The organism is Isoptericola luteus, from assembly GCF_020297055.1.
GTDB classification, from domain to species: domain Bacteria; phylum Actinomycetota; class Actinomycetes; order Actinomycetales; family Cellulomonadaceae; genus Isoptericola; species Isoptericola luteus.
In genome coordinates this window covers 511,578-535,901 of record NZ_JAIXCQ010000001.1, presented here as the reverse complement: position 1 = coordinate 535,901, position 24,324 = coordinate 511,578, and the positions used below count along the sequence as shown (strand labels likewise).

At 72.7% G+C, this 24,324-nt stretch carries 21 protein-coding genes; 5 read left to right on the top strand and 16 right to left on the bottom strand.

The genetic code is table 11. From position 1 onward, the window contains the following. Positions 1 to 48: 48 nt before the first annotated feature. The 5 genes from LEP48_RS02560 to LEP48_RS02540 all read right to left on the bottom strand — a co-directional run bounded on the left by LEP48_RS02560 (position 49) and on the right by LEP48_RS02540 (position 6,154). Positions 49 to 819, bottom strand: coding sequence for a glycosyltransferase (locus LEP48_RS02560; RefSeq protein WP_225563953.1), 771 nt, complete (start codon positions 817 to 819; stop codon positions 49 to 51). Continuing rightward, positions 816 to 2,360: a GH39 family glycosyl hydrolase gene (locus tag LEP48_RS02555; protein ID WP_422723788.1), complete on the bottom strand. Its 1,545-nt coding sequence runs from the start codon at positions 2,358 to 2,360 to the stop codon at positions 816 to 818. The genes LEP48_RS02560 and LEP48_RS02555 overlap by 4 nt, the downstream gene beginning before the upstream one ends. A 125-nt stretch (positions 2,361 to 2,485) precedes the next feature. Further along, entirely contained in the window at positions 2,486 to 4,150 is a 1,665-nt protein-coding gene (locus LEP48_RS02550; protein WP_225563950.1) for an ABC transporter substrate-binding protein, read from the bottom strand. A gap of 82 nt (positions 4,151 to 4,232) precedes the next feature. Beyond that, positions 4,233 to 5,159 carry a carbohydrate ABC transporter permease gene (locus LEP48_RS02545; RefSeq protein ID WP_225563948.1) on the bottom strand — a complete coding sequence of 309 codons (927 nt, stop codon included), beginning with the start codon at positions 5,157 to 5,159 and terminating at the stop codon, positions 4,233 to 4,235. After that, entirely contained in the window at positions 5,153 to 6,154 is a 1,002-nt protein-coding gene (locus tag LEP48_RS02540; RefSeq protein WP_225563947.1) for an ABC transporter permease, read from the bottom strand. The genes LEP48_RS02545 and LEP48_RS02540 overlap by 7 nt, the downstream gene beginning before the upstream one ends. 335 nt (positions 6,155 to 6,489) lie before the next feature. Here LEP48_RS02540 and LEP48_RS02535 point away from each other — a divergent pair, with 335 nt between their 5' ends. Next, complete coding sequence (locus tag LEP48_RS02535; protein ID WP_225563945.1) at positions 6,490 to 7,539, top strand: LacI family DNA-binding transcriptional regulator; 1,050 nt, start codon at positions 6,490 to 6,492, stop codon at positions 7,537 to 7,539. A 60-nt stretch (positions 7,540 to 7,599) separates the two neighbouring features. On the opposite strand, the gene LEP48_RS02530 is transcribed toward LEP48_RS02535, so the two are convergent. After that, positions 7,600 to 8,706, bottom strand: coding sequence for a sugar kinase (locus LEP48_RS02530; RefSeq protein WP_225563944.1), 1,107 nt, complete (start codon positions 8,704 to 8,706; stop codon positions 7,600 to 7,602). A 6-nt stretch (positions 8,707 to 8,712) separates the two neighbouring features. Beyond that, entirely contained in the window at positions 8,713 to 9,354 is a 642-nt protein-coding gene (gene eda / locus LEP48_RS02525) for a bifunctional 4-hydroxy-2-oxoglutarate aldolase/2-dehydro-3-deoxy-phosphogluconate aldolase (protein ID WP_225563943.1), read from the bottom strand. A 69-nt stretch (positions 9,355 to 9,423) separates the two neighbouring features. Here eda and LEP48_RS02520 point away from each other — a divergent pair, with 69 nt between their 5' ends. From LEP48_RS02520 to LEP48_RS02510, 3 genes are all read left to right on the top strand, one after another. Continuing rightward, complete coding sequence (locus LEP48_RS02520; RefSeq protein WP_225563942.1) at positions 9,424 to 10,179, top strand: IclR family transcriptional regulator; 756 nt, start codon at positions 9,424 to 9,426, stop codon at positions 10,177 to 10,179. A 110-nt stretch (positions 10,180 to 10,289) separates the two neighbouring features. Then, entirely contained in the window at positions 10,290 to 11,294 is a 1,005-nt protein-coding gene (locus LEP48_RS02515; protein WP_225563941.1) for an NAD-dependent epimerase/dehydratase family protein, read from the top strand. Between the two features lie 23 nt (positions 11,295 to 11,317). Next, a complete protein-coding gene (locus LEP48_RS02510) occupies positions 11,318 to 12,019 on the top strand; it encodes an HAD hydrolase-like protein (protein WP_225563940.1) in 702 nt (233 codons plus the stop codon). Between the two features lie 151 nt (positions 12,020 to 12,170). Here LEP48_RS02510 and LEP48_RS02505 read toward each other — a convergent pair whose 3' ends face one another. From LEP48_RS02505 to LEP48_RS02475, 7 genes are all read right to left on the bottom strand, one after another. Then, positions 12,171 to 12,887: an N-acetylmannosamine-6-phosphate 2-epimerase gene (locus LEP48_RS02505; RefSeq protein WP_225563939.1), complete on the bottom strand. Its 717-nt coding sequence runs from the start codon at positions 12,885 to 12,887 to the stop codon at positions 12,171 to 12,173. Next, positions 12,884 to 13,906 (bottom strand): ROK family protein, encoded by a 1,023-nt coding sequence (locus LEP48_RS02500; RefSeq protein WP_225563937.1) that lies wholly within the window; start codon positions 13,904 to 13,906, stop codon positions 12,884 to 12,886. Before LEP48_RS02500 ends, LEP48_RS02505 begins: the two co-directional genes overlap by 4 nt. Next, complete coding sequence (locus LEP48_RS02495) at positions 13,899 to 14,825, bottom strand: dihydrodipicolinate synthase family protein (protein ID WP_225563935.1); 927 nt, start codon at positions 14,823 to 14,825, stop codon at positions 13,899 to 13,901. Before LEP48_RS02495 ends, LEP48_RS02500 begins: the two co-directional genes overlap by 8 nt. Positions 14,826 to 14,922: 97 nt before the next feature. Next, complete coding sequence (locus LEP48_RS02490) at positions 14,923 to 15,762, bottom strand: ABC transporter ATP-binding protein (RefSeq protein WP_225563934.1); 840 nt, start codon at positions 15,760 to 15,762, stop codon at positions 14,923 to 14,925. Continuing rightward, on the bottom strand, positions 15,759 to 17,831 hold the full coding sequence (locus LEP48_RS02485; protein ID WP_225563932.1) for a dipeptide/oligopeptide/nickel ABC transporter permease/ATP-binding protein: 2,073 nt from the start codon (positions 17,829 to 17,831) through the stop codon (positions 15,759 to 15,761). Before LEP48_RS02485 ends, LEP48_RS02490 begins: the two co-directional genes overlap by 4 nt. 2 nt (positions 17,832 to 17,833) lie before the next feature. Further along, positions 17,834 to 18,790, bottom strand: a complete 957-nt coding sequence (locus LEP48_RS02480; RefSeq protein ID WP_225563931.1) for an ABC transporter permease — start codon at positions 18,788 to 18,790, stop codon at positions 17,834 to 17,836. A gap of 93 nt (positions 18,791 to 18,883) precedes the next feature. Further along, positions 18,884 to 20,482 (bottom strand): ABC transporter substrate-binding protein, encoded by a 1,599-nt coding sequence (locus LEP48_RS02475; RefSeq protein ID WP_225563930.1) that lies wholly within the window; start codon positions 20,480 to 20,482, stop codon positions 18,884 to 18,886. A 106-nt stretch (positions 20,483 to 20,588) separates the two neighbouring features. On the opposite strand from LEP48_RS02475, the gene LEP48_RS02470 reads away from it, so the two are divergent. Then, a complete protein-coding gene (locus LEP48_RS02470; RefSeq protein ID WP_225563929.1) occupies positions 20,589 to 21,338 on the top strand; it encodes a FadR/GntR family transcriptional regulator in 750 nt (249 codons plus the stop codon). Positions 21,339 to 21,351: 13 nt separating this feature from the next. Here the strand turns inward: LEP48_RS02470 and LEP48_RS02465 are convergent, their stop codons facing one another. Next, entirely contained in the window at positions 21,352 to 22,392 is a 1,041-nt protein-coding gene (locus LEP48_RS02465; RefSeq protein WP_225563927.1) for a DUF2804 domain-containing protein, read from the bottom strand. Then, entirely contained in the window at positions 22,389 to 24,317 is a 1,929-nt protein-coding gene (locus LEP48_RS02460) for a glycoside hydrolase family 2 protein (RefSeq protein WP_225563926.1), read from the bottom strand. The genes LEP48_RS02465 and LEP48_RS02460 overlap by 4 nt, the downstream gene beginning before the upstream one ends. Positions 24,318 to 24,324: the final 7 nt, after the last annotated feature.

Genomic DNA, 24,324 nt, shown 5'->3' with positions numbered 1-24,324 from the left:
TGTTCCTCCGGGGTTGTCGACGACGACGACGGGGCTCGGCCGGGCGGCTCAGGCAAGGGGCGGCTCGGCGACGAACCGGCGTCGGACGTCGTCGAGCACAGGGCGCCCGAGACGCAGCCAGAACCATGCCCCCACGACGGCGAACAAGGCCAGCACGAGCTCACCGGCGGCCCACACCACCCCCGCCGCGACGACGAGCAGCGCCAGCAGCCCGAGGGTCACCAGCGGCCTGCGGCTCAGGTGGTACAGCGCGAGACGGGCGACGTCGCGCACGCGGAACGAGAACACGGACGCCAGCAGCAGGGCCTCCATCAGCCAGAGCAGCACGACGACGCCGATGCCCACGAGCAGGCCCGCGTACAGCGCGGAGATGCCGGCCGCCTCGCGGTGCACCACCGACGTCGTGACGACCCCGACCAGCAGCAGGTCCGGCGCCGCGAGCGCGAGACCGTCGCGCGCTCCGAGGCGCAGTCCGCGGCCGAACGATCGGGCGGGCGCCAGGTCGGCCGGCGCCGGCCCGCTCGACGACGGCGCGGCCGACGACGAACCACCCGACGTCCGAGCACCCGGCGTCGTCCGGGCGTGCAGCGCGAACAGCGCCGCGCACCAGAACGGCACGGCCGGGAGCAGGCACAGCGGCACCAGCAGGGCGTTGCCCGACGAGCGGTCGAGCAGCGCGAGCAGCACCAGCGACGGGACGTGACCGAGCGCGAGCAGCACCCCCACGACGAGGTACGCGTAGACGGCCCCCGTGAAACGGCCCAACGGACCGTCGCCGAGGTCCCGTGCCCGCCCGCCGCCGGGGCCGGGGCCGCTCACGGGGTGCCGTCCGCCGCGCGGCCGAGGATCCGCGCGTCGTGGAGCCACGGCGGCGTCTCGTCACGCACCGCCTCGATCTCGACCAGCGTCACCTCGTGCCGGGACAGCGTGAGCGTCAGGTCGGCGCGGCCGCCCGTCACCTCCAGCGCGGTGGTGGACCGGCCCGGCTCGGACGCCTCGTGGAGCAGGTCGAGCTGGCGGCGGCTGGGCGAGGCGGGCCTGCCCAGCCGCCGCCAGGCCGTGAACGCGTTGCCGTGCTCGTCGTCGACGCGCGACCGGTGCGCGTACGCGCTCGTCGTCGTGGCGTCGCCCACGGGGATGCTCAGGCGCAGCGCATGGGAGCCCGGTTCGTCCGGGGCGTCCGTGCCGCCGACGGGCTGCCAGGCGAGCACCGTCACCCGGCCGGAGGCGTCGCGCGTCACCAGGTGGTCCGCACCCCGGGCCAGGACGGCGTCACCCATCCGCGCCATGAACGCGTACAGGTGGAACACCGGCTTGCGGAGCTGGCGGTGGCCCAGCATGCCGAACCCCCCGTGGAAGACCGACGTCGGGATGTTCTCCTCCTCGAAGACGTCGCAGAACGTCCAGTAGGAGAACGAGTCGACCAGGTCGCCGCCCTGCGCCAGCACCGGGGCCAGCGACGCCGCCTGGTACGCCGTGTCGTGCACGGGGTTGTCCGGGCGGTAGCTGGTGCTGAACTCGGTCACATGGGCGGGCAGGCCCTCCAGCCGGGTGCCGGCGAGCAGCTTCGCGGGCCGCGCGAACTGGTCCAGCAGCGACTGCGGCGGGCGCAGGGTCTGGTAGGTGCCGAACGGCACGGGCTGGGCCGGGCCGGTCGTGTACGCGTGGAAGGAGACGAAGTCGACGGGCACGTCGCGCGCGGTGACGAAGTCCGCGAACGGCGCCCACCAGTCGTCGGCGCCGGGCGAGATCGCCGGGCCGCCCACCTGGAGCTCCGCGTCGACGTCCTTCACCGCGGCCGCCGTGACCTCGTAGAGCCGGAAGTACGCCTCCTGCGACGCACCCTGCCAGAAGTGCACCAGGTTCGGCTCGTTCCACACCTCGATCGGCCACTGCCGCACCTCGTCGAGGCCGTACCGGTCGATGGCGTGCCGGACGACGGCCTGCACCAGCGCCGCCCACTCGCCGTGGTCGCGGGGCGGGGTGACGTTGCCCTTCCACCAGAACACCGTCTGGTCGCCCGACGCCAGCCCCGACGGCATGAACCCCAGCTCGAGGAACGGCCGGATGCCGAGCTCGAGCCAGGAGTCGACGATCTGGTCGGCGTACGTGAACGCGTACTGCGTGCCGCGGTGGCCCGCCGCGTCGTACGGGCGGTGGATGCCGACGTCGTCCGAGAGCAGGCCGTGCCCGCGCACGTACCGGAACCCGATCTGCGACTGCACCAGCTCGAGCGAGGCGCGGTAGTCCTGCCGCAGCGCGAGGTTGAGGCGCCCCGTGCCGACACACTGGCGCCACGCGTCGGAGAGGGTGCCGACGGGGTCGGCGGGGACGACGATGCTGGTCACGACGGCGGTCACTCCTGCTGTTCGGGTCGGTTCGGCCGCCGTGCGGCCGCGGGTGCCGCGGACCGTCGCGCGCGGTGCGCGGCGTGCGGCCGTCGCCGCCGGGACGGGTGCCCCGGCGGCGACGGTGTGCGGTGCGCCTACTTCTGGCGCTCGAGCGCCGTGTTGTAGGTCTCGATGAGCTGGGAGGAGCCCAGACCGTCCATCTCGGCCACGTACGCGTCCCACTCGTCGAGCGAGCGCTGGCCGGTGATGAAGCCGGCGGTGGCGGCCAAGACGGCGTCCTTGAGCTGCGTGTCCAGCAGCGACGCCTGCTCGAGCTCCATCTCGTTCAGGCGCGCGGCCGGCGCGATCGGCAGGGTCTCCTTGCGGTCGAGGACGGCGCGGGTCCACTCCTTGACCTCGTCCGACATCACGGACTCCAGCAGGTCCTGCGAGGAGCCGTTGGCGAGCAGGAACACGCCGTTGCTGTAGCCGAAGTCGGTGTTGAGCGCCTTCGGCGCGCCCACGTTGATGGCGTTCCAGCTGATGTCCTCGTTCATGGTGCGCACTCCGTCCGAGCCCCGAGAGAAGGTCTCGCCCTCGACGCCCCACTGGGCGAACTCCATGCCCTCGTCGGAGTAGTACTGCCAGTCGACGTACTGCAGCATCGCCTTGAAGCCCGGGTTCTCGGCGGCCTTGCTGGAGATCATCAGGCCGGACGAGAGGCGGCTCGAAGCCAGGAGGTCGCCCGCAGGCCCGCCCGGGATGACGAGCATGCGCAGGTCCGCGTCCTTGCCGGCGTCCTCGAACGCGTCGCGGTAGGCCGTGATCTCCTGCGTGTTGCCCGAGATCGCCGCGGACTTGCCGGCGAAGAACTTCGCCTTGGCCTGGTCGTCGTTCTGCGTGATCTCGGGGTCCATCGTCTTGTCCGCGACCATGCCGGCCAGCGTCGAGACCATCCCCTTGTAGCCGTCGCTCGCGCCGTTGAACACGAACTCGCCCGCGGCCTGGTCGTACCAGACGTTGTTGTAGCCCCAGCCGCCGGCCGCGTCGAAGTTCGGGCCCATGACGTTCATGAGCGCGCCGAGAGGCTGCGTGTCGGTCCAGCGGTCGGAGAACGCGTAGTCGAGCTCCGGGTTCGCGTCCTTGACCTTCTTGAGGTCGGCGGCGAAGTCCTCCCACGTCGCCGGGTCCTCGGTGATCCCGGCCTTCTTCCACAGGTCGTCACGGATGACGACCGTGTACTGCACGTCGGGCACCTCGCGGATGCCGGGCAGCAGGTAGAACTTGCCGTCATCCTGGCGGAGGTTGTCGAGCTCCGCCTGCAGGCCCCACTCCTCGACCTTCTGCGAGAAGTTCGGCATGTAGTCGAGGTAGTCCGAGACCGGCAGGAGGGCGCCACCGGAGACGAACTGCGTCTCCTGGCCGGGGTAGGTCACGGGGATGAGCTCCGACCCCTCGCCGGAGCCGATGAGCAGCGCCTTCTTCTGGTCCCAGTCCGCCAGCGGGACGTCGGTCCGCTCGAAGGTGACGTTGTGGTCGGCCTCGAGGTGCTGGAAGATCGACCAGTCCTCCAGGACCGGGTAGTTGGGGTGGTCGCGGTACATCAGCGAGAACTCCACCGGCTCGGTCGCCTTGAAGGTGGTCCCGGCGGCGAAGTCCTCCATCGCACCCACCGAGTGCTCGGCGTCGATGGTGACGGCACCGCTGTCCTCTTCGGTGCCGCCGTCCTCGCCCCCGCCGCTGCTGCAGGCGCCCAGGCCCAGGGCCAGTGTCGTGAGCGACGCGGCGGCCACCGCCGCGCGCATCCTGGTGTGCTTCATGTTTCTCCTCGGTTGGACGAGCGTCGTTGCTCTGACGCGGATGGGGTGGGTCGGTGCGCCCCGGCGGGACGCGTGCGTGCGCTCAGCCCTTGACGGAGCCGAGCATCACGCCGGAGACGAAGTACCTCTGGATGAAGGGGTAGAAGCAGATGATCGGCAGCACCGTGAGCAGCATCGTCACGGACTGGATGTTGGCGCCGATCTGCACCGCCTCGGCCGCGCCCGACCCCACGCCGGGGTTGGTGGCCGCGGCGATGAGGTTCCGCAGGTAGACGGTGACGGGGAACATCTCCTTCTGGTCCAGGTACAGGAAGGCGCTGAACCAGGAGTTCCACTGGCTGACGGCGTAGAACAGCGTCATCGTCGCCAGCACCGCCTTGGACAGCGGCAGCACGATGCGGAAGAAGATGCCGTAGGTGGTCAGGCCGTCGATCGCGGCGGCCTCCTCGAGCTCGGTCGGGAAGTTCTCGAAGAAGGACTTCATGACCAGCAGGTTGAACACGGAGATCGCGGTGGGGACGACGATCGCCCACATCGAGTTCCGCATCCCGAGCAGGTCGGCCACGAGGATGTAGTTCGGGATGAGGCCGCCGCTGAAGAACATGGTGAAGACGGCGATGCCGATGAAGAACGTGCGGCCCTTGAGCTCACGGCGGCTCAGCGCGTAGGCGAACGTCGTGGTGAGCGCCATCGAGATCACGGTGCCCACCACGGTGTACACGACCGTGTTCCGGTAGTTGGTCCAGAACAGCGAGTCGCCCAGGACGACCTTGAAGGTCTCGAGGTTGAACCCGCGCGGCAGCACGTTCACCTCGCCGGCCGCGATGAAGCCCTCGGACGAGAACGCCTTCGCCACGAGGTTGACGAACGGGTACAGCGTGACGGCGCAGACCACGAGGAGCACCACGACGTTGGCGACCCGGAAGGTGCGGTAGCCGGTGGACTCCCGGATGGTCGACGGCTCGGTCCGGACCGCGGCGAGGTCCGGGGTCGGGGTCTCGATCACCACAGGGAAGCTCCCACCAGTCGGCGCGACGCGAAGTTCGCGGTCAGGACGAGGACGAGGCCGATGAGCGCCTCGAAGAGGCCGATCGCCGTGCCGTAGGAGAACTGCGCCGACTGGATGCCCACCCGGTACAGGTACGTCGAGATGACGTCGCCCGTGGAGTAGATCAGCGGGTTCTGCAGCAGCAGGACCTTCTCGAACCCGACCGCCATGAAGGAGCCGATGTTGAGGATGAGCAGGACCATCATGGTGGGGCGGATGCCCGGCAGGGTGATGTGCCAGGTCTGCTGCCAGCGGTTGGCCCCGTCGATCCGGGAGGCCTCGTAGAGCTGGTCGTCGATCGTCGTGAGGGCCGCGAGGTAGAGGATCGTGCCCCATCCGACGGTCTGCCAGACCTCCGAGCTCACGTAGATGGTGCGGAACCAGTCCGGCTGCTGCATGAAGGCGACGGCGTCGCCGCCGAACGCCGTCACGATCTGGTTGACCGTGCCCGGGACCGACGTGATCTGCAGGACGAGCCCGGCGACGATGACGATCGACATGAAGTGCGGCAGGTAGGAGATCGTCTGCACGATCTTCTTGAACCGGCGCGAGCGCAGCTCGTTGAGCATGAGCGCCAGGACGATCGGCAGGGGGAAGCAGATGGCCAGGGTCAGCAGCCCGAGGATGACGGTGTTCCAGAAGACCGTCCAGAACTGCTGGTTCTGGATGAACATCTCGAAGTAGTAGAACCCCACCCACTCGTCGCCGAAGACGCTGCTGCCGGGGCGGAACCGGCGGAACGCGATGATGTTCCCCGCCATCGGCAGGTACTTGAAGATGACGAAGAACAGCACCGGCAGGACGAGGAAGGTGTAGAGCCTCCAGTCCTTGCGCAGCGCCTGGCGCCAGCTCCGTCTGCCGTGCAGCACCTGAGGCGGCGACTCACCGCTCCGGTGCGGTGGGGGCGCACCACCGCCCACGGGAACGGCCTCGACCGTCCCTGTCCCCTGTGCCATGGATACGTCCTTCCGGCATGTCACGTCGTCGTGGCTCGGGCCGCTGCATCGACGCAGGCGGCCCGAAACTTTCGTCATTGAAAACGATGTCGATCGGTGCGACCCTAGGGACTGCGACAGGCCCCGGTCAAGCGCTATCCGCATCACGGTCTGGTCACGACACCGCCGCCACCGTGCGGCGCGCCACCGCTGCCGCACGGTCGTCCTACGCTGAGAACGACCGAAAGTTTCGATGCTCGTCCCCGCTGTCCGCACCTGCGTCCCGCACGCGTGCGCACGCGGGAACCACCCGCCGGACCGGAGCACACCACCGGCCCAGACCGAAAGCACACGCCATGACCTCACCGCCCTCGGGCCGCGTCGACGTCCCGACGATCGCCGCGATCGCCCGCGAGATCGGCGTCTCCGCGCCGACCGTGTCCAAGGTGCTCAACGGCCGGCCGGACGTCGCGGCCGCGACCCGCTCCCGGGTCGAGGAGGCGCTCGACCGGCACCAGTACCGCCGACGCCGCACGGCGCCCCCGGCGGAGGGCACGGGGCTCCTGGACCTGGTCTTCCACCGCCTGGGGTCGACCTGGTCGATGGAGATCATCCGCGGGGTCGAGTCGGCCGCGGCCGCCGCGCGCACCAGCGTGATCCTCTCCGAGCTGGGCGGCGGGCACCGCCCGCCCCAGACCTGGCTGGACGCGACGCTCGCCCGCCCGCCGATCGGCGTGCTGCTCGTGGCCTCCCAGCTCACGACCGCGCAGCAGCGGCAGCTCTCCAGCCGGGCGATCCCGTGCGTCGTCATCGACACCGACGGCGAGCCCCCGGCGCACGTGCCGACCATCGGCTCGGACAACTGGAACGGCGGCCTGGCGGCCACCCGTCACCTGCTCGACCTGGGGCACCGGCGGATCGCCGCCATCGCCGGGCCGTCCGACATGCTCTGCAGCCGGGCGCGCCTCGACGGCTACCGCAGCGCCCTCGAGCAGGCCGGGCTCACCTACGACCCCGGGCTCGTGCGCTCCGGGAACTTCGAGGTGATGTCGGGGTATGAGGCGGGGTGCGAGCTGCTGGACCTGCCCGAGCGCCCGACCGCCGTCTTCGCCGGCTCGGACATGCAGTCGATCGGGCTGCTCCGGGCAGCGCACGAGCGCGGGCTCACCGTGCCGGACGACCTGTCGATCGTCGGCTACGACGACCTCCCGGTGGCCGAGTGGACCACCCCACCGCTCACCACCGTCCGCCAGCCCCTCATGGAGATGGGCGCGACCGCCGTCGGCATGCTCCTCGACCTCGCCGGCGGGCACGACCCCTTCGCGCGGCGGGTGAACCTGTCGACCGAGCTTGTCGTCCGCAGCTCCACCGCACCGCCCGCGGAGGTGACGAGCGTGCTGACCTGATCCTCACCACGCAGTCTTGAGGATCAGGTCAGCACGCTCGTCGCCCCGGTCTGGAGGCGGTCAGCGCTGCACGCGGGCGCTCCCGCCGCCGGCGAGCCTGGCGACCTCGGCGAGGTTCGCGGTGGTCGTGTCGCCCGGCGTGGTCATGGCGAGCGCACCGTGCGCGGCGCCGTACTCGACGGCCTCGGCCAGCGACCCGAGCTCCATGAGGCCGTAGGCCAGCCCGGAGGCGAAGGAGTCGCCGCCGCCCACGCGGTCGAAGATCTCGAGGTCCGCGCGGTGCGTGGCCTCGACGAAGCCCTCGGCGCGCGACCAGGCGATGGCGCCCCAGTCGTTGACGGACGCGGACTTCACGCCACGCAGCGTCGTCGCGATGACCTGGAAGTTCGGGTAGGCCTCGGCGGCCGTGCCGATCATCGCGCGGAAGGCGCCGGTGTCGAGGTCGGTGAGGTTCTCGTCCACGCCCTCGACCTCGAAGCCGAGGGAGGCGGTGAAGTCCTCCTCGTTGCCGATCATCACGTCGACGTGACGGGCCAGGCGACGGTTGACCTCTCGGGCGCGCTCGACGCCACCGATGCCCTTCCACAGCGAGGGCCGGTAGTTGAGGTCGTACGAGACGACCGTGCCGTGCCGGCGCGCGGCCGACATCGCGGCCTCGGCGACCTCGGCCGCCGACTCCGACAGCGCCGCGAAGATGCCGCCGGTGTGCAGCCACCGCACTCCGGACCCGAACAGCGCGTCCCAGTCGACGTCGTCGGGCCGCATCTGGGAGATCGCCGTGTTGCCGCGGTCGCTGACGCCCACCGCACCGCGCACGCCGAAGCCGCGCTCGGTGAAGTTGAGCCCGTTGCGCACGGACCGGCCGATGCCGTCGTACTCCTGCCACTTCACCCAGGACGTGTCCAGACCGCCGGTGAGCATGAAGTCCTCGACGAGGCGGCCCACCTCGTTGTCGGCGAGCGCGGTGACGATCGCGCCGCGCAGCCCGAACGCCCGGCGCAGCCCGCGGGCCACGTTGTACTCGCCACCGCCCTCCCAGACGTCGAAGGAGCGGGCGGTGCGCACGCGGCGGTCGCCCGGGTCGAGGCGGAGCATGACCTCGCCGAGGGCGACGACGTCGTAGCGGCACTCGGCGGCCGGGCGCGTGGTGACGGAGGGGTTGGTCATGTCGGGTCACTTCTCCTTCGGGGCGGCGAGGGCGACGGCCTCGACGGTGCGGCGGGTGATCTCGGCCCAGTCGCCGGCGGTCACGAGGGACTTCTCGACCATCCACGAGCCGCCGACGGCGACGACGGGCGCCAGGGACAGGTACTCGCCGAGGTTCTGGGCGCTCACGCCGCCGGTGGGCACGAACCGGAGGCCGGGGAACGGTGCGGCCAGCGCCCTGATCGCCGCCGGCCCGCCGACGACGGAGGCGGGGAACAGCTTGACGACGTCGACGCCCAGGTCGAGCGCGCGCATGATCTCGGTAGCGGTCGCCACGCCGGGCAGCACGGGGACGCCGTGCTCCTGCGCCCGTCGCACGACGGCCTCGGACAGGCCGGGGGAGACGATGTAGCGCGCGCCCGCGGCGACGACGTCGTCCACCTGCCCCGCGGTGGTCACGGTGCCCGCGCCGACGACGACACCGGACTGGGTCTGCGCGACGGCGCGGATCGCGTCGAGGCCGCCGGCCGTGCGCAGGGTGATCTCGGCGACGGGCAGGCCGCCGGTGACGAGCGCGTCGGCGAGGCGCGCCCCCTGGTCGGCGCCGTCGACCACGACGACGGGGACGAGCCGGTGTGCGGCGAGGCTGTCGAGGACTGCGGATGACATTCCCACTCCGTTTCGCTATGATGAACGCCAGTTGTTCACTACGCAACGCACTCTAGACGACGGAGCACGATGACGGAATCCGCGAGCCCCCTGGGCAGCGTCGACAAGGCCCTCCTCGCGCTCGACGCGCTCGCTCGCGCCGGAGCCGGCGGGCTCTCGCTCGCCCGGCTCGCCGCCGACGTCGGGGCCAACAAGTCCACCCTGCACCGCACCCTCGCGGCGCTGCGGCACCGCGGCTACGCCGAGCAGGCCGACGACGGCGGCTACCGCCTCGGGCCCGCCGTGCTGGCGCTCGGCACGGCGTTCCTCGCCGAGGACAACCTGCCCGCGCTGCTGCGGCCCGCGCTCGAGCGCCTGCGCGACGACGTCGACGAGCTCGTGCACCTCGGCACCCTCGCGGGCCGGGAGGTCGTCTACCTGGACAAGGTCGAGCCGCAGCGGCCCGTACGGGTCTGGTCCGCCGTCGGGCGCCGCCAGCCGGCCGCGACCACGGCGCTCGGTCGTGCGCTGCTCGCGGCGCACGACCCGCGGGAGATCCACCTCGCCCGGTACGCCACCGACGCGGAGGACGTCGCACGGCTCACCGCCACCGTCGCCGACGCCCGCCGCCTCGGGTACGCCACCGAGACCGAGGAGAACGAGCCCGGGATCGCGTGCGTCGCCGTCGCCGTGCTGCGCGCCGGCCGGCCCGTGGCCGCGGTGAGCGTCACCGCGCCCGTCGAGCGGATGACGGGCGAGCCCCGCGCCGCCCGCGTCGCGGCCCTGCTCGACGCCCTGCCCGCGGCGCTCCCGCCCGGCATGACCGTCCCGGCGCCGTCGACGTAGCGATCTCTCGTCATCCCGCGCCGGGACGGTGAGAGATCGCTACGTCGACGGGGCCCTGTCGATTCCGGCCCGCTGATGCCGACCCCCGCTCGCTCGGGCACGATGCCGCCATGAGCATCCGCACTCCCCTCGACGTCCTGTTCATCGGCGGGTCCGGCGTCATCAGCGCCGCGAGCGTCCGAAGGGCGGTCGCGCTCGGCCACCGGGTCACCGTCCTCAACCGGGGCACGTCCACCACCCGGCCGCTACCCCCGGAGGTCGAGACGCTGGTGGCCGACGTGACCGACGACGCCGCCGTGGACGCCGCGCTCGCCGGCCGGGACTTCGACGTCGTCGCCCAGTTCCGGGCGTTCACCCCGGACCACGTGGCGCGCGACGTCACCCGGTTCACCGACCGGGCGGGACAGTACCTCTTCATCTCCTCCGCGTCCGCCTACCAGACCCCGCCGAACCGCCTGCCCATGACCGAGTCCACCCCGCTGCGCAACCCGTTCTGGCAGTACTCCCGCGACAAGATCGCCTGCGAGGACGTGCTCGTGCGCGCCTACCGCGACCGCGGCTTCCCCGCGACGGTCGTGCGCCCCTCCCACACCTACGACCGCACCCTGATCCCCACCACCGGCGGCTGGACCGACGTCGCCCGCATGCGCGCCGGCAAGCCCGTCGTCGTGCACGGCGACGGCACCTCGCTGTGGACGCTCACCCACACCGACGACTTCGCGGTCGGGTTTGTCGGGCTGCTCGGCCACCCCGCCGCCGTCGGCGACTCGTTCCACATCATGGGGACCCACGCCCCCACCTGGGACCAGGTGTACCGCTGGCTCGCGCGGGCGGCGGGCGTCGACGAGCCCGAGCTCGTGCACGTCGCGTCCGAGACGATCGCGCACGCGCTGCCCGACGTCGGCCCGGGACTGCTCGGCGACAAGGCCCACTCGATGGTGTTCGACTGCGCCAAGGTGCAGGCGCTCGTGCCGGAGCTCCGCACCACGATCACCTACGACCAGGCCGCGGCCGAGCAGGTCGCCTGGTACGACGCGCACCCCGAGGCGCAGGTCGTCGACGACGTGCTCGACGTCGGCTTCGACGTGCTGGTGGCACAAGCACGCGCCGTCTGACGGCGGCCACGTAACCTGCCGTCGTGACTCGCACCTCCACGCCTCTTGTCCTGCTCGACCTCGACGGCACGCTCACCGACTCCGCGCCCGGCATCCTCGCGGGAATCCGGCACGCGTACGGCGTGCTGGGGCTGCCCGTGCCCGACGACGCGGCGCTGCGCTCGTTCGTCGGGCCGCCGATCACGGACTCCTTCGCCGCCCACGGCGTGCCCGCCGCGCGGGTCGACGAGGCCGTGGTGGCTTACCGCGCGGTCTTCGCCGCCGGCGGCATGTACGACAACCGCGTGTACGACGGCATCCCGCAGACGCTCGTCGCCCTGCGCGACGCGGGCTGCGCGCTCGCCGTCGCGACGTCCAAGCCGGAGGTCTTCGCCAAGCCCATCTGCGACCGCTTCGGGCTGAGCGAGCTGGTCGACGGCATCTTCGGCGCACCCCTGGAGGAGGGCCTCTCCACGAAGGCGGACGTCATCGCGACGGCGCTCGCCACGCTGGGCCGGGCCACCCCCGCGGACCCCGCCGACGGGCCCGTCGTCATGGTGGGCGACCGGTTGCACGACGTGCACGGCGCCGCCGCGCACGGCATCGACTGCCTCGGCGTCTCCTGGGGGTACGCCGACGACGGCGAGCTGCTGGCCGCGGGGGCCGTCGCCGTCGTCGACGACGTCCGCGACCTCACCGCCGCCGTCCTGACCCGTCTGCCGGTCACCCCCACCCCCGCGAGATAGAGACCTCCCCCCGTCGAGATAGAGACCCCCATGTGCCGAGATAGAGAGCCACCGGTGCCGAGATAGAGAAGCGCCACGCACCTCTCTATCTCGGCGGGGGAAGGTCTCTATCTCGGCGGGGGGAGGTCTCTATCTCGGCACATGGGGGTCTCTATCTCGGCGGGAGGGCGGCGGCGAACCAGCCGGTGATGGTCGTGGGGTGCGTGATCGCCGTCCCCACGCACACGCTGAACGCGCCGCGCGCGAGCGCGGCAGCCGCGTGGGCGGGCGAGTGCACCCGGCCCTCGACGACGACGGGCAGGTCGCACGCCGCGAGGATCTCGTCGACGAGCTCGAGGTCGGGACCGTCCGTCCGGGGCCGCTCGCCGGAGTAGCCGGCGAGCGTCGTGCCGAGCAGGTCGACCCCGGCGGCCTGCGCTGCGACGGCGTCGTCGAGCGAGCCGCAGTCCGCCATGACGAGCACGTCGGCCGCCTCGCGCAGCCCGGCGACGGTCTCGCCGAGGGTGCGCCCGTCCGGTCGGGGCCGCCTCGTGCCGTCGATCGCGACGACGTGCGCCCCGGCCTCGGCGACGGCGACCGCGTGCCGCAGCGTCGGGGTGATGAACACCCCGTCCTCGCCGTCCTTCCAGAGGCCGACCACGGGCACGTCGACGGCTGCCACGACGGCGGCGACGTCCTCGAGGCCCTGTGCCCGCACGGCAGCGGCGCCGCCCGCGACGACGGCGCGGGCCATCTGCGCGGTGGTGCGCGGGTCGCGCAGCGGCTCGCCGGGGTACGCCTGGCACGAGACGGTGAGCCGTCCGCGCATCGCGTCCAGGACGCGCTCGCGGGTCCAGGCCCGCCGCCGCGCCGTCTGTGGTTCCGTCATCGTGCGTCTCCCTCGTTCGCTCTGGTGACCTCCGACGGCGCGACGGCCGCCCAGGCGTTCCGTGCGGCCCCGACGATCGCCGCTTCGCCGCCCAGCGCGGCGGGGACGACGGGCAGGTCGGCGAGCACGTCCACCACCTCGGCGCGGACGGTGTCCTGGAGCGCGGTCCACCAGAGCTCTCCTGCGCCGGCCAGTCCCCCGCCGACGACGACCACCTCGGGGTCGAGCACGGTCGCGACGGCGGCGATCGCCCGTCCCACCGCCTCGCCGGAGGCCCGGACGACGCGGGCGGCGAGGTCGTCGCCGCCTGCGGCCCGCGCGACCACGTCACGCGCGTCGGGGCTCGCGGGGTCGCCGCCGAGCCGCAGGTAGTGCCGGTGGATCGCGGGTCCTGCCGCGACGGCCTCCAGGTGGCCGGGGCGGCCGCAGGCGCAGCGCAGCCCCTCGGCGCCGGGGACAGGCGCGTGCCCGATCTCGCCGGCGAGGTGGTGCGCGCCGCGCAGGGGGCGGCCGTCCAGGACGACCGCCCCGCCGACGCCGGTGCCCACGGCCACGAGGAGCGCGCTGCGCGCCCCCGCCGCCGCGCCGAGCCAGGCCTCGCCCGCGGCGTGCGCGTCGACGTCGTTCTCGACGACGACGTCGAGCGGGCCCGGGGCGGCCAGCGCGGCGAGCCGCTCGCGCAGCCCGCCCGCGATGTCGGTGCCCGGCCAGCCGGGGAACGTCTCCGTCGCGGAGACCACGACGCCGCGGGCGACGTCGATCACCCCGGCCGCGCCGACGCCGAGCGCCCGGAGCCGCAGGCCGGCTCCGCCGGTGCCGGCGTCGGCCGCCAGGACGACCTCAGTGACCAGCGCGGCGACGGCGTCCAGCACCGCCGCGGGGCCGCTCGCGGCCGGGGTCGGCGCGGTGCGCACCGGCCCGAGCGACCCGTCGGCGGCCACGACGGCGGCCGCCGTCTTGGTGCCGCCGAGATCGACGCCGACGACGACGCCCCCCTCCGCAGGGCGCGTCTCAGTCACCCAGGAGCCCCGCGGCGCGGACGATCGCCTCGATGCGCTCGGCCGTCTCGTCGTCGAGCGGCTCGACGGGGAACGCCGCCGCCGTGCTGTCGATGAGGCCCTGGCGCTGCGCGGCGACCTTGAACGCCCCGACGCCCGCGGCGTCGCCCGAGCGGCCCTGGGCCTGGAAGACGATCTCGAACAGGGCCGCGAGACGGTCCTGCTCGGCCCTGGCGTCCTCCCACCTGCCGGCCCGGGCCAGGTCCCACAGCCGCACGTACCCGGCGGCGTCGACGTTACCCAGGCCCGGCACGACGCCGTCGGCGCCGAGCAGGAGCATGCCGTCCACGACGACCTCGTGGCCCGTGAACAGGGCCAGCGGCGACCCGGCGGCCGCGTTCGCCGCCACGAGGCGGCGGAAGCCGACGTCGTCGCCCGACGAGTCCTTGACGCCCGCCAGCACGCCCTCGGCGCCGAGGCGCACGAGCAGGTCGACGCTGAGCTTGCGATGCACGCGCACGGGGATGTCGTATGCGAACAGCGGCACGTCGACGGCGGCCGCCACGGCGCGCAGGTGCCGCTCGATCTCGTCGGCGTCGTTGATCGCGTACACCGGCGCGGTCGCGACGACCGCGTCGACCCCTGCGGCCTCGAGCGCCCGTGCCTGGGCGGCGACGCGCGCCGTCGTGAGCTCGATGGCACCGCCCATCACCGGCACGCGCCCGTCGACGGCAGCGACGACCGTGCGCACGGCGAGGTCGCGCTGCGCGTCGGTGAGGTAGGCGACCTCGCCGGTCGACCCGAGCACGAACACGCCGTGCACGCCGGACTCGACGAGGTGGCGCACGAGGCGCTCGAGCGAGGCGGTGTCGACCTCGCCGTCCGCGGTGAGCGGGGTGAGGACGGGCGGGACGATCCCGTGGAAGGTGCGCGTGGTCATGTGGAGCTCCGGTTCTGGGTGTGCGTCGAGAGTTTCTCGGGGAGTGCGGAGGCGCGCGGGCAGGGGCACCCGGGGCGGCCCCGGCCGTGGCGCCTGGTCACAGCAGCGCGGGCGCCGCGGCGAGCAGGGTGCGCGTGTAGTCGTCCTGCGGGTCGTCGAGCACGCGCGCCGCCGGGCCGGACTCGACCACGCGACCGTCGCGCATGACGACGATCTGGTCGGACACGTGGCGCACGGTCTGGATGTCGTGCGAGATGAAGACCATCCCCAGGTCGAGGGTCGCCTTGAGGTCGGCGAGCAGGTTGAGGATCTGCGCGCGCACGGACACGTCGAGGGCGGAGGTCGGCTCGTCGGCGACGATGACGTCCGGCTCCAGCGCCAGGGCGCGCGCGATCGCCACGCGCTGACGCTGGCCGCCGGAGAGCTGGCCGGGCAGCGCCTCCAGCGCGGACGGCGGCAGCCCGACCAGGTGGACGAGCTCGCGCACGCGGGCTTCCCGCGAGGCGGCGTCACCCACCTGGTGCACGTCGAGCGGGTCGCGCAGCGCGTCCCGCACGGTCATCCGCGCGTTGAGCGCCGTCGCCGGGTCCTGGAACACGACGGACACGACCCGGCCCACCTGCTTGCGCACAGCGGGCGTGTACCGCGTCACGACGTTCCCGCGGAACCGGACCTCCCCCTGGCTGGGCGCCTGGAGGCCGACGAGGACCTTCGCCATCGTGGACTTGCCCGACCCGGACTCGCCGACGATGCCGACGGTCTGGCCACGGCGGACGGCGATGGTCACGTCGTTCACGGCGTGCACGTGCTTGGCCTTGAACACGGTGCCCGCGCGGGACTTGAACACGACGTGCACGCCGCGCAGCTCGACGACCGGGGCGTCGTCCTTCACCGTCCTGGCCGGGGTGTCGGACGGCGGGGTCTTCGTGGCGCTCATCGCGTCCCTCCGATCGTGCTGGGCTCGGCGCCGGCGGGCGCCGTGAAGCCGGTCTCGAGCGCGTCCGCGCCGGGGGCCACGGCCACGAGGTGGTGCGCGTGCCCGGGCACGGCGCGCAGCACGGGCCGGACGTCGGACCGCCGGTCGGAGCGCGTCGAGCGCGCCGCGAACCGGTCCCCGGGCGGGAAGTCGCGCGGCGACGGCACGGTGCCGGGGATCTGGTGCAGCCGGGTCGAGCGCGACTCGATGGACAGCACCGAGCCGAGCAGCCCGCGCGTGTACTCGTGGCGCGGGTCGAGCAGGAGCTCGCGCGTCGTGGCCTGCTCCACCACCTGGCCCGCGTACATGACGGTGACGCGGTGGGCGATCTCGGCGACGAGCGCCAGGTCGTGGCTCACGAACACCATCGCGAAGCCGAGCTTCTCGCGCAGCTCCTCGAGCAGCTCGACCACCTGGGCCTGCACGGTGACGTCGAGGGCGGTGGTCGGCTCGTCCGCGATGATGAGCCTGGGGTCGCGGGTGAGGGCCATCGCGATGAGCACCCGCTGGCGCTGCCCGCCGGACAGCTCGTGCGGGTAGCTCTTGAGCGTGCGCTCGGGGTCGAGGCCGACCAGCTCCAGCAGCTCGTGCGCGGTGCGCGTGCCGCCACGACGCGTGAGCTGCTTCATCTGGGATCGCACGAGCATGGACGGGTTGAGCGAGCTCAGCGCGTCCTGGTAGATCATCGCGATCTCGGTGCCGCGCAGGGACGCCCGCTCCCGGTCCGACATGGCGAGCAGGTCACGCCCGCCGTACCGGATCTCGCCGCTGACCTGTGCGCTCGGACCGAGCAGGCCCATGATCGCGAGCGAGGTGATCGACTTGCCACAGCCGGACTCCCCGACGAGCGCCATGGCCTCGCCCGGCCGGACGGCGAAGGACACGTCGTCCACGACCGCGACGTCGCCGTGCCGCTCGGGGAAGCGGATCGACAGGTTGCGCACCTCGAGCAGGGGCTCGGCGTCGCCGGTGTACTCGTGCCGGTCGGTGCGGCGCAGCTCGGCGGTGCGCAGCGTGGCGAGCCGTTCGTCGAGCGGCACCTCGGGTTCGACGGGGGCCAGGTCCGGTTCGACGTCGGGGATGTCCGTGGCCGCGTCCGCGGCCTCGGCCGCCTCGTGCGCCACAGCGGCGTCGGGCGCCGGCACCTTCTGCTCGGCCGTGGCGTTCCTGCCCTTCGCGGAGCGCGGCGCGGCGACCATCGCGTCCGTCATGCCCTCGGAGAGCACGTTGAGCGCGAGGACGGTGATCATGATGACGAGGCCGGGGAACATCGTCGCCCACCAGTAGCCGCCCATGACCAGGTCGCGGCCGTCGGAGATGACGTTGCCCCACGAGGGCTGCGGCGGCTGCACACCGGCCTGGATGAAGGACAGCGACGCCTCGAGGACGATCGCGTCGGCCACCAGGACCGTGGCGAAGACCAGGACGGGCGCCAGGCAGTTGCGCATCACGTGCTTGACCAGGATCCGTGCCGTGCGGGCACCGATGACGCGGGTGGCGGAGACGTAGTCCTCGCCGTACTCGTCGAGGATGTTGGCGCGGACCACGCGGGTCAACTGCGGCGTGTACAGGAACGCCAGGGTGAGTACCAGGACGGGCAGCGAACGCCCGAACACGGCGACGAACACGGCGGCGAGCGCGATGCCGGGGAACGACATGATGATGTCGAGCACCCGCATGAGGGCTTCGGACACGTGCTTGTTCGCCGTCGCGGCGACCGCGCCGAGCACGGCGGCCGCGAGCAGCGCGACCAGGGTGGCGCCGAGGCCGATGACCAACGAGTAGCGGGCGCCGTAGACGAGCCGCGAGTAGATGTCGCGACCCTGCCGGTCGGTGCCGAACCAGTGCTCGCCGCTCGGCGGCTGCACAGGGGTACCGCTGGCCAGCGGGTCGTAGGTGGTCACCAGCGGTGCGAAGATCGCGGCGAGGGTGATGATCGCGACCAGCGCGAGCGCGATCTTCGACGGCAGCGGCATCGCGCGCAGCCGCAGGGCCGGGGTGGAGAGTCGTTCGGTGAGGTGGCGTCGCATCGTCACACCGTCCTGATCCGCGGGTTGACGAGCACGTAGAGCATGTCGACCACGATGTTGATGAGAACGAACGCCAGGGCCACGGTGAGCGTGACGCCCTGGACAAGGTTCGCCTGGTTGGAGGTGACGCCCTCGAGGATGAGCGTGCCCATCCCCGGGAGCGCGAAGATCACCTCGATGACGACGGCGCCACCGATGAGGTAGCCGACCCGCAGCCCGAGCACGGTGATCGGGGTGATGAGGGCGTTGCGCAGCACGTTGCGCCCGACGACGACGTGCCGCGGCAGGCCCGCGCCGATCGCGGTGCGCACGTAGTCCTTGTCGAGCTCGGTGACCATGGAGGTGCGGATGACGCGCGTCATCTGCCCGACGACGGGCACGGCGAGCGCGAGCGCCGGCAGCGCCATGCGGGAGAGGTAGCCCGCCGGGTCGTCGGCGAAGGCGGGAAGAGGTCCGCTGCCGGGCAGCACGCCGAGCTGCAGCGTGAAGAGCTGGATGAACAGCACCGCGAGCCAGAACGACGGCGTGCCGATCGCGGCGATCGAGAAGACGCGGACCGCCTGGTCGGGCCAGCGGTCGCGGAAGACGGCGGCGACGACGCCGAGCAGGAACGCGAGGACGATCGCGATCGCGAGACCGATGAAGGTCAGGGCGAGGGTCACGGGCAGGGCGGCGGCCACGGCGTCGGCCACTGGCAGGTGCCGCGCACTGTAGGTGCCGAGGTCGCCCTGCAGGAGACCGCCGAGGAACTGCACGTACTGGAGCGGCAGCGGGGCGTTCAGCCCGTTCTCCTCGCGGTACTTCTCGCGGGCCTCGAGGGAGGAGCCCTCGCCGAGCGCCAGGATCGCCGGGTCGATCGGTGAGAATGACATGACGAAGAAGACCAGGAGCGTGATGCCCAGGATCATGACGGGTAGTTGCAGGAGGCGGCGCGCGATCAGCCGCAGCAGGTTGCTCAAGGTGCTCCTCCGGAGCGCGCGGGCGGGGGCGGGCGGGGCCCGACCCGGCGCCGGGGTGGCCGGCGCCGGGTCGGGGTCAGGACGTCGGCAGGATCACTGCCCGTAGGCGCCCACGTCGAGGAACGACAGGCCCGTGACCGGCAGCGGCGTGAAGCCGGACAGCTCGTCGGTGGCCCAGGCGGTGGGCAGCTTGCGGTGGAACAGGGGGTACAGGGGCACCTCGTCCGAGATCAGGTCGAAGGCCTGGTTCCACAGCTCCTGCTGCTCGTCGCCGCCGGTCTGCACGGCGCCGTCGAGCAGCTCCTGCAGCTCGGCAAACTTCGGGTCGTCGTTCCAGCGGTAGCGGCGGTCGGCCCAGACGTTGTCGCCGAACCACCAGCGCATGAGCAGGTCCGCGTCGTTGCCGAACACCGACGGGTCGCCGGGAGCGACCATCACCTGGAAGTTGCCCTCGTCGACCTTGGCGTACTGGCCCGCGGACTGCCCGACGTCGAGCGACGTCTTGACGCCGATCGCCTCGAGGTCCTCCTTGATGAGCGGCGCGACGTCGGCGACCCAGCCCGTGTCGGTCGTGGTGAGGTCGATCGTCAGGTCCTTGACGCCTGCCTCGGCCAGCAGGTCCTTGGCCTCCTGCGGGTCGTACGTGTAGACCGTCGAGGCCTCGTTGTAGCTCGGGTGGCCCTTCGGGAGGAAGCTCGTGGCGGCCTCGGCGTTGCCGAGCATGCCGGTGTCGATGATCTTGTCCATGTCCAGCGCGTAGAAGAACGCCTGACGCACGCGGGCGTCGTCGAACGGCTTCTCGTCGGTGTTGAACATCATGAACAGCAGGCCGAAGGACTGCACGGACTCGACGGTGGCCTGGCCCTCGAGGGTCGGGACGTCGATGTAGGGGACGTCCTCGATGGCGGAGACCGTGCCCGAGCTCTGCGCGGTGACCCGGGCGGCGGGGTCGGCCAGCAGATCCCACTGCAGGCCGGCGGCCTGTGCGGGGCGCGTGCCCGTGTAGTCGTCGAAACGCTCGAAGGTGATGACCTCGCCCGGCGTGGCCTCGGTGAGCGTGTAGGGGCCGGTGCCGACGGGCAGCGCGTTGAAGGCGTCGTAGTCGGCCTCGACCAGCGTCTGGGGCACGACCTTGACGACGCTCAGACGCTCCGGCACGAGGCTGAACTCGTACTTGAGCTCGATCGACACGGTGTCCTCGTCGACGGCCTCGACCGAGTCGATGAAGTCGATGAACCCGGCGTACAGGGACGCGTTCTCGGGGTCGAGCACGCGCTCGAAGCTGTAGACGACGTCGTCCGAGGTCACGGCGCTGCCGTCGTGGAAGACTGCTCCCTCACGGAGGTCCACCTCGTAGTGCGTGTCGTCGATCTGTTTCGGCAGCTCGGCGCCGAGTGCGGTGTAGACCTCCCGCGTCGCGGGGTCGATCTCGGTGAGGCCCTCGAACACGTGCCAGTTCGCCGCTACGGTCACGGCACCGGTGGTCGTCATCGGGTCGAAGCCGCCCGACAGGGAGTACGAGATGCCCGCCTTGATCACGGCGTCCGGGTCGACCTCGCCTGCTGCGGCGCCCCCGCCGGGCTGCTCGGGGGTCGCGCCCCCGGAGCAGGCGGCGAGCGCCATGACGGCGACGACTCCGGCCGCGACGGCAGCGGTGCCGCGGCGGCGAGACGGACTGACATGAAGCCTCATTGGTTCTCCTGACAGTGGAGGGGGAGCTCCGGGGGGACAGACGTAGATGTCTGATGTCTGACGTTGTGTAGGCTGACACTAGGACCACGAAACGGAAGGGGTCAAGATGGCGACACCACCGCGGAGGAGTTTTTCCACTCTCACGGCGGACGCGTCCCACCCGGTGAGCGCGTCGCGGCGGGCCACCACCGCCGACCAGATCAAGGACTTCATCCTGCGAGAGGGCCTGCGCCCGGGAGACCCGCTCCCGACGGAGGCCGAGCTGTGCGGCCACCTCGGCGTCTCCCGCTCCAGCGTGCGGGAGGCGATCCGCACGCTGTCCACGCTCCACATCGTCGAGGTGCGCCACGGCCACGGCACGTTCGTCGGCGACATGTCGCTCGACGCCCTCGTCGAGGCGCTCGTGTTCCGCGGCGTCCTGAGCCCCGGCGACGACCTGCGCGCGCTGCGTGACGTCGTCGAGGTCCGCCAGGCGCTCGACTGCGCCATGGCCGGCCGCATCGTCGCGAGCCTCGCGGGCACCTCGAACCCCGAGCTGCACGCCCTCGTCGACGAGATGGTCGCGGCCGCCGCCGAGGGCCGCAGCTTCCCCAAGCAGGACCGCGCGTTCCACACCGCCCTGCTCGCCCGGCTCGACAACTCCCTCGTCGGACAGCTCGTCGCCGCCTTCTGGGACGTGCACACGGCGGTCGTGCCGCGACTGGGCCTCTCCGTCGCCGCGGACCTGGACAAGACGGCGCGGGCGCACGGGCTGATGCTCGACGCCGCGGAGGCCGGGGACGTCGACGCGTTCCTCGCCGCCGTCGTCGACCACTACGAGCCCATCGACCGCGCCCTGGGCGTCACAGCGCCGTGAGCGGTGAGCGGGGTCACCAGCGGTTGTGGACCTCCTCCGCCCAGCCGGTGAGGCCCTCGAAGGCGACCTGCTCGCCGCCCGGCGGCGCGAACGTGCCCGACCAGCGGCCGAAGCACTGGTCGGTGGCCGACGAGAGCAGGCCGAGGTTCGTCCGCGTCACCTTGTCGTAGAACGGCGTGAACGTCGCGTCGAGCCCGCCGCCCGTCACACGCCACGGTCGTCGCCAGTCGGCGAGGTCGTAGTCCCAGACGAGCGCGGTGGGGATGAAGTGCAGCCGGCCGTCGACGACGACGGCGTTCTCCGTCGACCCGGTGCCGTCGGTCCACCGGCCGCCGACCTGCAGCCCGATCGTGCGCCCTCCCGAACGGCCCGAGCCGGCACCCCAGTTCCACCGCACGTCGTACGGCCAGCGGCCGCGCCCGTGGTCGAGCACGGCCCACGACTCCCCGTCGGCCAGCTCGTGGGTCTGCCCCGCCGTCGTGACGGTGCCCCGCGCGGGGCGCGCGACGTCCTTCACGGTGTACTGGAACCGGGTGTCGCTCCACGGCACCACGACGGCGAGCCGCTCGTGACCGGCAGGCAGCTCGGCGACGACGTCGAACGACGCGTCCGCGGTGCGGGCCCGCAGCCGGGTGCCGCCGGGCACCTCGTCGATCGCGACATCGAGCCCCTTGGCCCGGGCGCGCACCGGGCCCGCACCCAGCGTGCCCGGGAGCTGCACCCCGCGGGCCGGGACGACGGTCGCCGCGGCGCCGTACGTCCGCTCGGTGGCGCGGTCCAGCACCCACACCTCGTGCACGGCCGCGTAGTCGATCGAGGACACGGTGACGCCGATCAGGTGCGTCGGCGTCACGACGCCCCAGTACTCCCACCGCTTGTTGCGGCCGAAGAACCGGCGCCCGTCGCGGGCGATACCGTCGGTGTCGACCAGCGGCCCGCGCGCCCAGCCGACCGCGCCGGCGTTCAGGCGGCCGTCCGGGCGGGTGAGCGGCACCCGCTCGGTCAGCTCGGGGAGCGTCGGGGGCGTCGAGGGCGTCGAGGGGGGGTGCTTCATGGCGTCCTTCCCAGGGTGTCGGCGGCACCGGCGAACCCCGGCGCTGCGGCCGCCCGCAGGCGGTCGTTGATCTGTCGCATGGCTGCCTCCGGCACCTTGACCACGCGCCGGTCGTACGTGACCAGGCCGTTCACCTCGTCCTCGACGTCGGAGAGCTGGGTGTACACCGTCGCCGCGAGCCCGCGGCGGATCGCCGGGACGATCTCACGGTCGTGCAGGCGCGCGATCGCCCGCGTCAGCGCCGCCCGCGAGCGGTAGCGCCGGTAGCCGAAGACCCCCGGCCCCCAGCCGTGGCCGGGCTCGAGCAGGCTGTACCCGCCGTACTCGGTGACCGCCAGCACCCGCTCGTCGCCCCCGCGGCGCCACCGCCGCGGCACCCGCACCGGCCGGAAGTACACGTGCAGGCTGCGCAGGTCGCCCGCGCCCTGGTCGTGCCAGCCGCTGGCGTGGTCGACAAGGCGCGTCGGGTCCCACGTGCGCACGAGGCCGGCGACCCGGGCCGCGTCGAACTGCCCCCAGCCCTCGTTGAACGGCACCCACAGCGCGATCGACGGCACGTCGCGCAGGTGCTCGATCATCTCGCGCAGCTCGACCTCGAACCGCTGCCGGCCGTCGGCGTCCTGCCGCCCGAACCGGCCGTGGCGGCGGTCGTCGAGCGCCGGGGTGCCGAGCACGGGCGCCGTGATCACCAGCGGGCGGTACGCGGTGCCGCCGTTGACGGCGTCCTGCCACACGAGCATGCCGAGCCGGTCGCAGTGGTGGTACCAGCGCAGCGGCTCGACCTTGATGTGCTTGCGCAGCATGGTGAAGCCGCTGCGACGCGCGAGCAGGACGTCGTACGCGAGCGCCTCGTCGCTCGGCGCCGTGTACCCGCCGTCGGGCCAGTACCCCTGGTCGAGCAGGCCCACGGGCAGGTACGGCGCGCCGTTGAGCAGCAGGCGCGGATGGCCCGCCGCGTCCCGCCCGACGCCGAACGAGCGCAGCGCCACGTAGCTCGTGACCCGGTCGTCGCCGAGCGCGACCTCGACGTCGTACAGGTACGGGTCCTCGGGACTCCACGGGCGCACCACGCCCGCGAGCGCCAGGCGTGCGGCCGCCCCCACGGGCACGGCGGCCGTCGCGACGACCTCGCCGTCCGCGCGCACGGTGACGTCCGCCGTCGTGCCCGGGGACGCGTGCGCGGAGGTCACCGTCACCTCGACGTGCCCGGTGCGGGGGCCGCCGTCGCTGCCGGCACCCGGACCGGCACCGGCACCGGCACCGGCACCGGCACCGGCGTCGAGGTGCGGGACCAGCCGGAGCCCGTCGACGGCGACGCGCGGCACGATCTCGAGCCACACCGTCTGCCAGATCCCGGACTGCGGGGTGTACCAGATGCCGCCGCGGCGGCTGGACTGCTTGCCGCGCGCGAGCCACGAGCCGTCGGTGACGTCGCGGACGGCGACCGTCACCTCGTGCTCCGAGCCCGGCGCGAGCGCGTGCGTGACGTCGAGCGTGAACGGCAGGTACCCGCCGCTGTGGCCGCCCACCTCGACGCCGTCGACGGCGACGCGGCACGACTGGTCCACCGCGCCGAGGTGCAGCAGCACCCGCTCCCCCTGGGCCGGCGTGCGCGGCAGCGCGAACCGGCGCCGGTACCAGAGCGTCTGGTCCGGACGCAGCGCTCGCCCGACGCCGGACAGCGACGTCTCCGGCGAGAACGGCACGACGATGTCGCCGTCCCAGTCGTGCGGTGCGTCGAGGGGGTCGTCCACGGCGAGCGGGTCGTCGGCACCCGTCCCGGCACCGAGGGGCGTCATCGCGTACCGCCACCGGCCGTTGAGGCTGAGCCAGCCGCCGCGCACCAGCTGGGGCCGCGGGTGCTCCGGCAGCGGCGCGTCCGGGTCGACGGCGTCGGTCCAGGGCGTCGTCATCGCTGTCGTCATCGCTGTC

Excerpts from the sequence above, each read along its gene's own strand:
- LEP48_RS02550 (WP_225563950.1), bottom strand. The coding sequence starts at position 4,150 with ATGAAGCACACCAGGATGCGCGCGGCGGTGGCCGCCGCGTCGCTCACG.
- LEP48_RS02540 (WP_225563947.1), bottom strand. The coding sequence starts at position 6,154 with ATGGCACAGGGGACAGGGACGGTCGAGGCCGTTCCCGTGGGCGGTGGT.
- LEP48_RS02535 (WP_225563945.1), top strand. The coding sequence starts at position 6,490 with ATGACCTCACCGCCCTCGGGCCGCGTCGACGTCCCGACGATCGCCGCG.
- LEP48_RS02530 (WP_225563944.1), bottom strand. The coding sequence starts at position 8,706 with ATGACCAACCCCTCCGTCACCACGCGCCCGGCCGCCGAGTGCCGCTAC.
- eda (WP_225563943.1), bottom strand. The coding sequence starts at position 9,354 with ATGTCATCCGCAGTCCTCGACAGCCTCGCCGCACACCGGCTCGTCCCC.
- LEP48_RS02520 (WP_225563942.1), top strand. The coding sequence starts at position 9,424 with ATGACGGAATCCGCGAGCCCCCTGGGCAGCGTCGACAAGGCCCTCCTC.
- LEP48_RS02515 (WP_225563941.1), top strand. The coding sequence starts at position 10,290 with ATGAGCATCCGCACTCCCCTCGACGTCCTGTTCATCGGCGGGTCCGGC.
- LEP48_RS02505 (WP_225563939.1), bottom strand. The coding sequence starts at position 12,887 with ATGACGGAACCACAGACGGCGCGGCGGCGGGCCTGGACCCGCGAGCGC.
- LEP48_RS02495 (WP_225563935.1), bottom strand. The coding sequence starts at position 14,825 with ATGACCACGCGCACCTTCCACGGGATCGTCCCGCCCGTCCTCACCCCG.
- LEP48_RS02490 (WP_225563934.1), bottom strand. The coding sequence starts at position 15,762 with ATGAGCGCCACGAAGACCCCGCCGTCCGACACCCCGGCCAGGACGGTG.
- LEP48_RS02485 (WP_225563932.1), bottom strand. The coding sequence starts at position 17,831 with ATGCGACGCCACCTCACCGAACGACTCTCCACCCCGGCCCTGCGGCTG.
- LEP48_RS02475 (WP_225563930.1), bottom strand. The coding sequence starts at position 20,482 with ATGAGGCTTCATGTCAGTCCGTCTCGCCGCCGCGGCACCGCTGCCGTC.
- LEP48_RS02470 (WP_225563929.1), top strand. The coding sequence starts at position 20,589 with ATGGCGACACCACCGCGGAGGAGTTTTTCCACTCTCACGGCGGACGCG.
- LEP48_RS02465 (WP_225563927.1), bottom strand. The coding sequence starts at position 22,392 with ATGAAGCACCCCCCCTCGACGCCCTCGACGCCCCCGACGCTCCCCGAG.
- LEP48_RS02460 (WP_225563926.1), bottom strand. The coding sequence starts at position 24,317 with ATGACGACAGCGATGACGACGCCCTGGACCGACGCCGTCGACCCGGAC.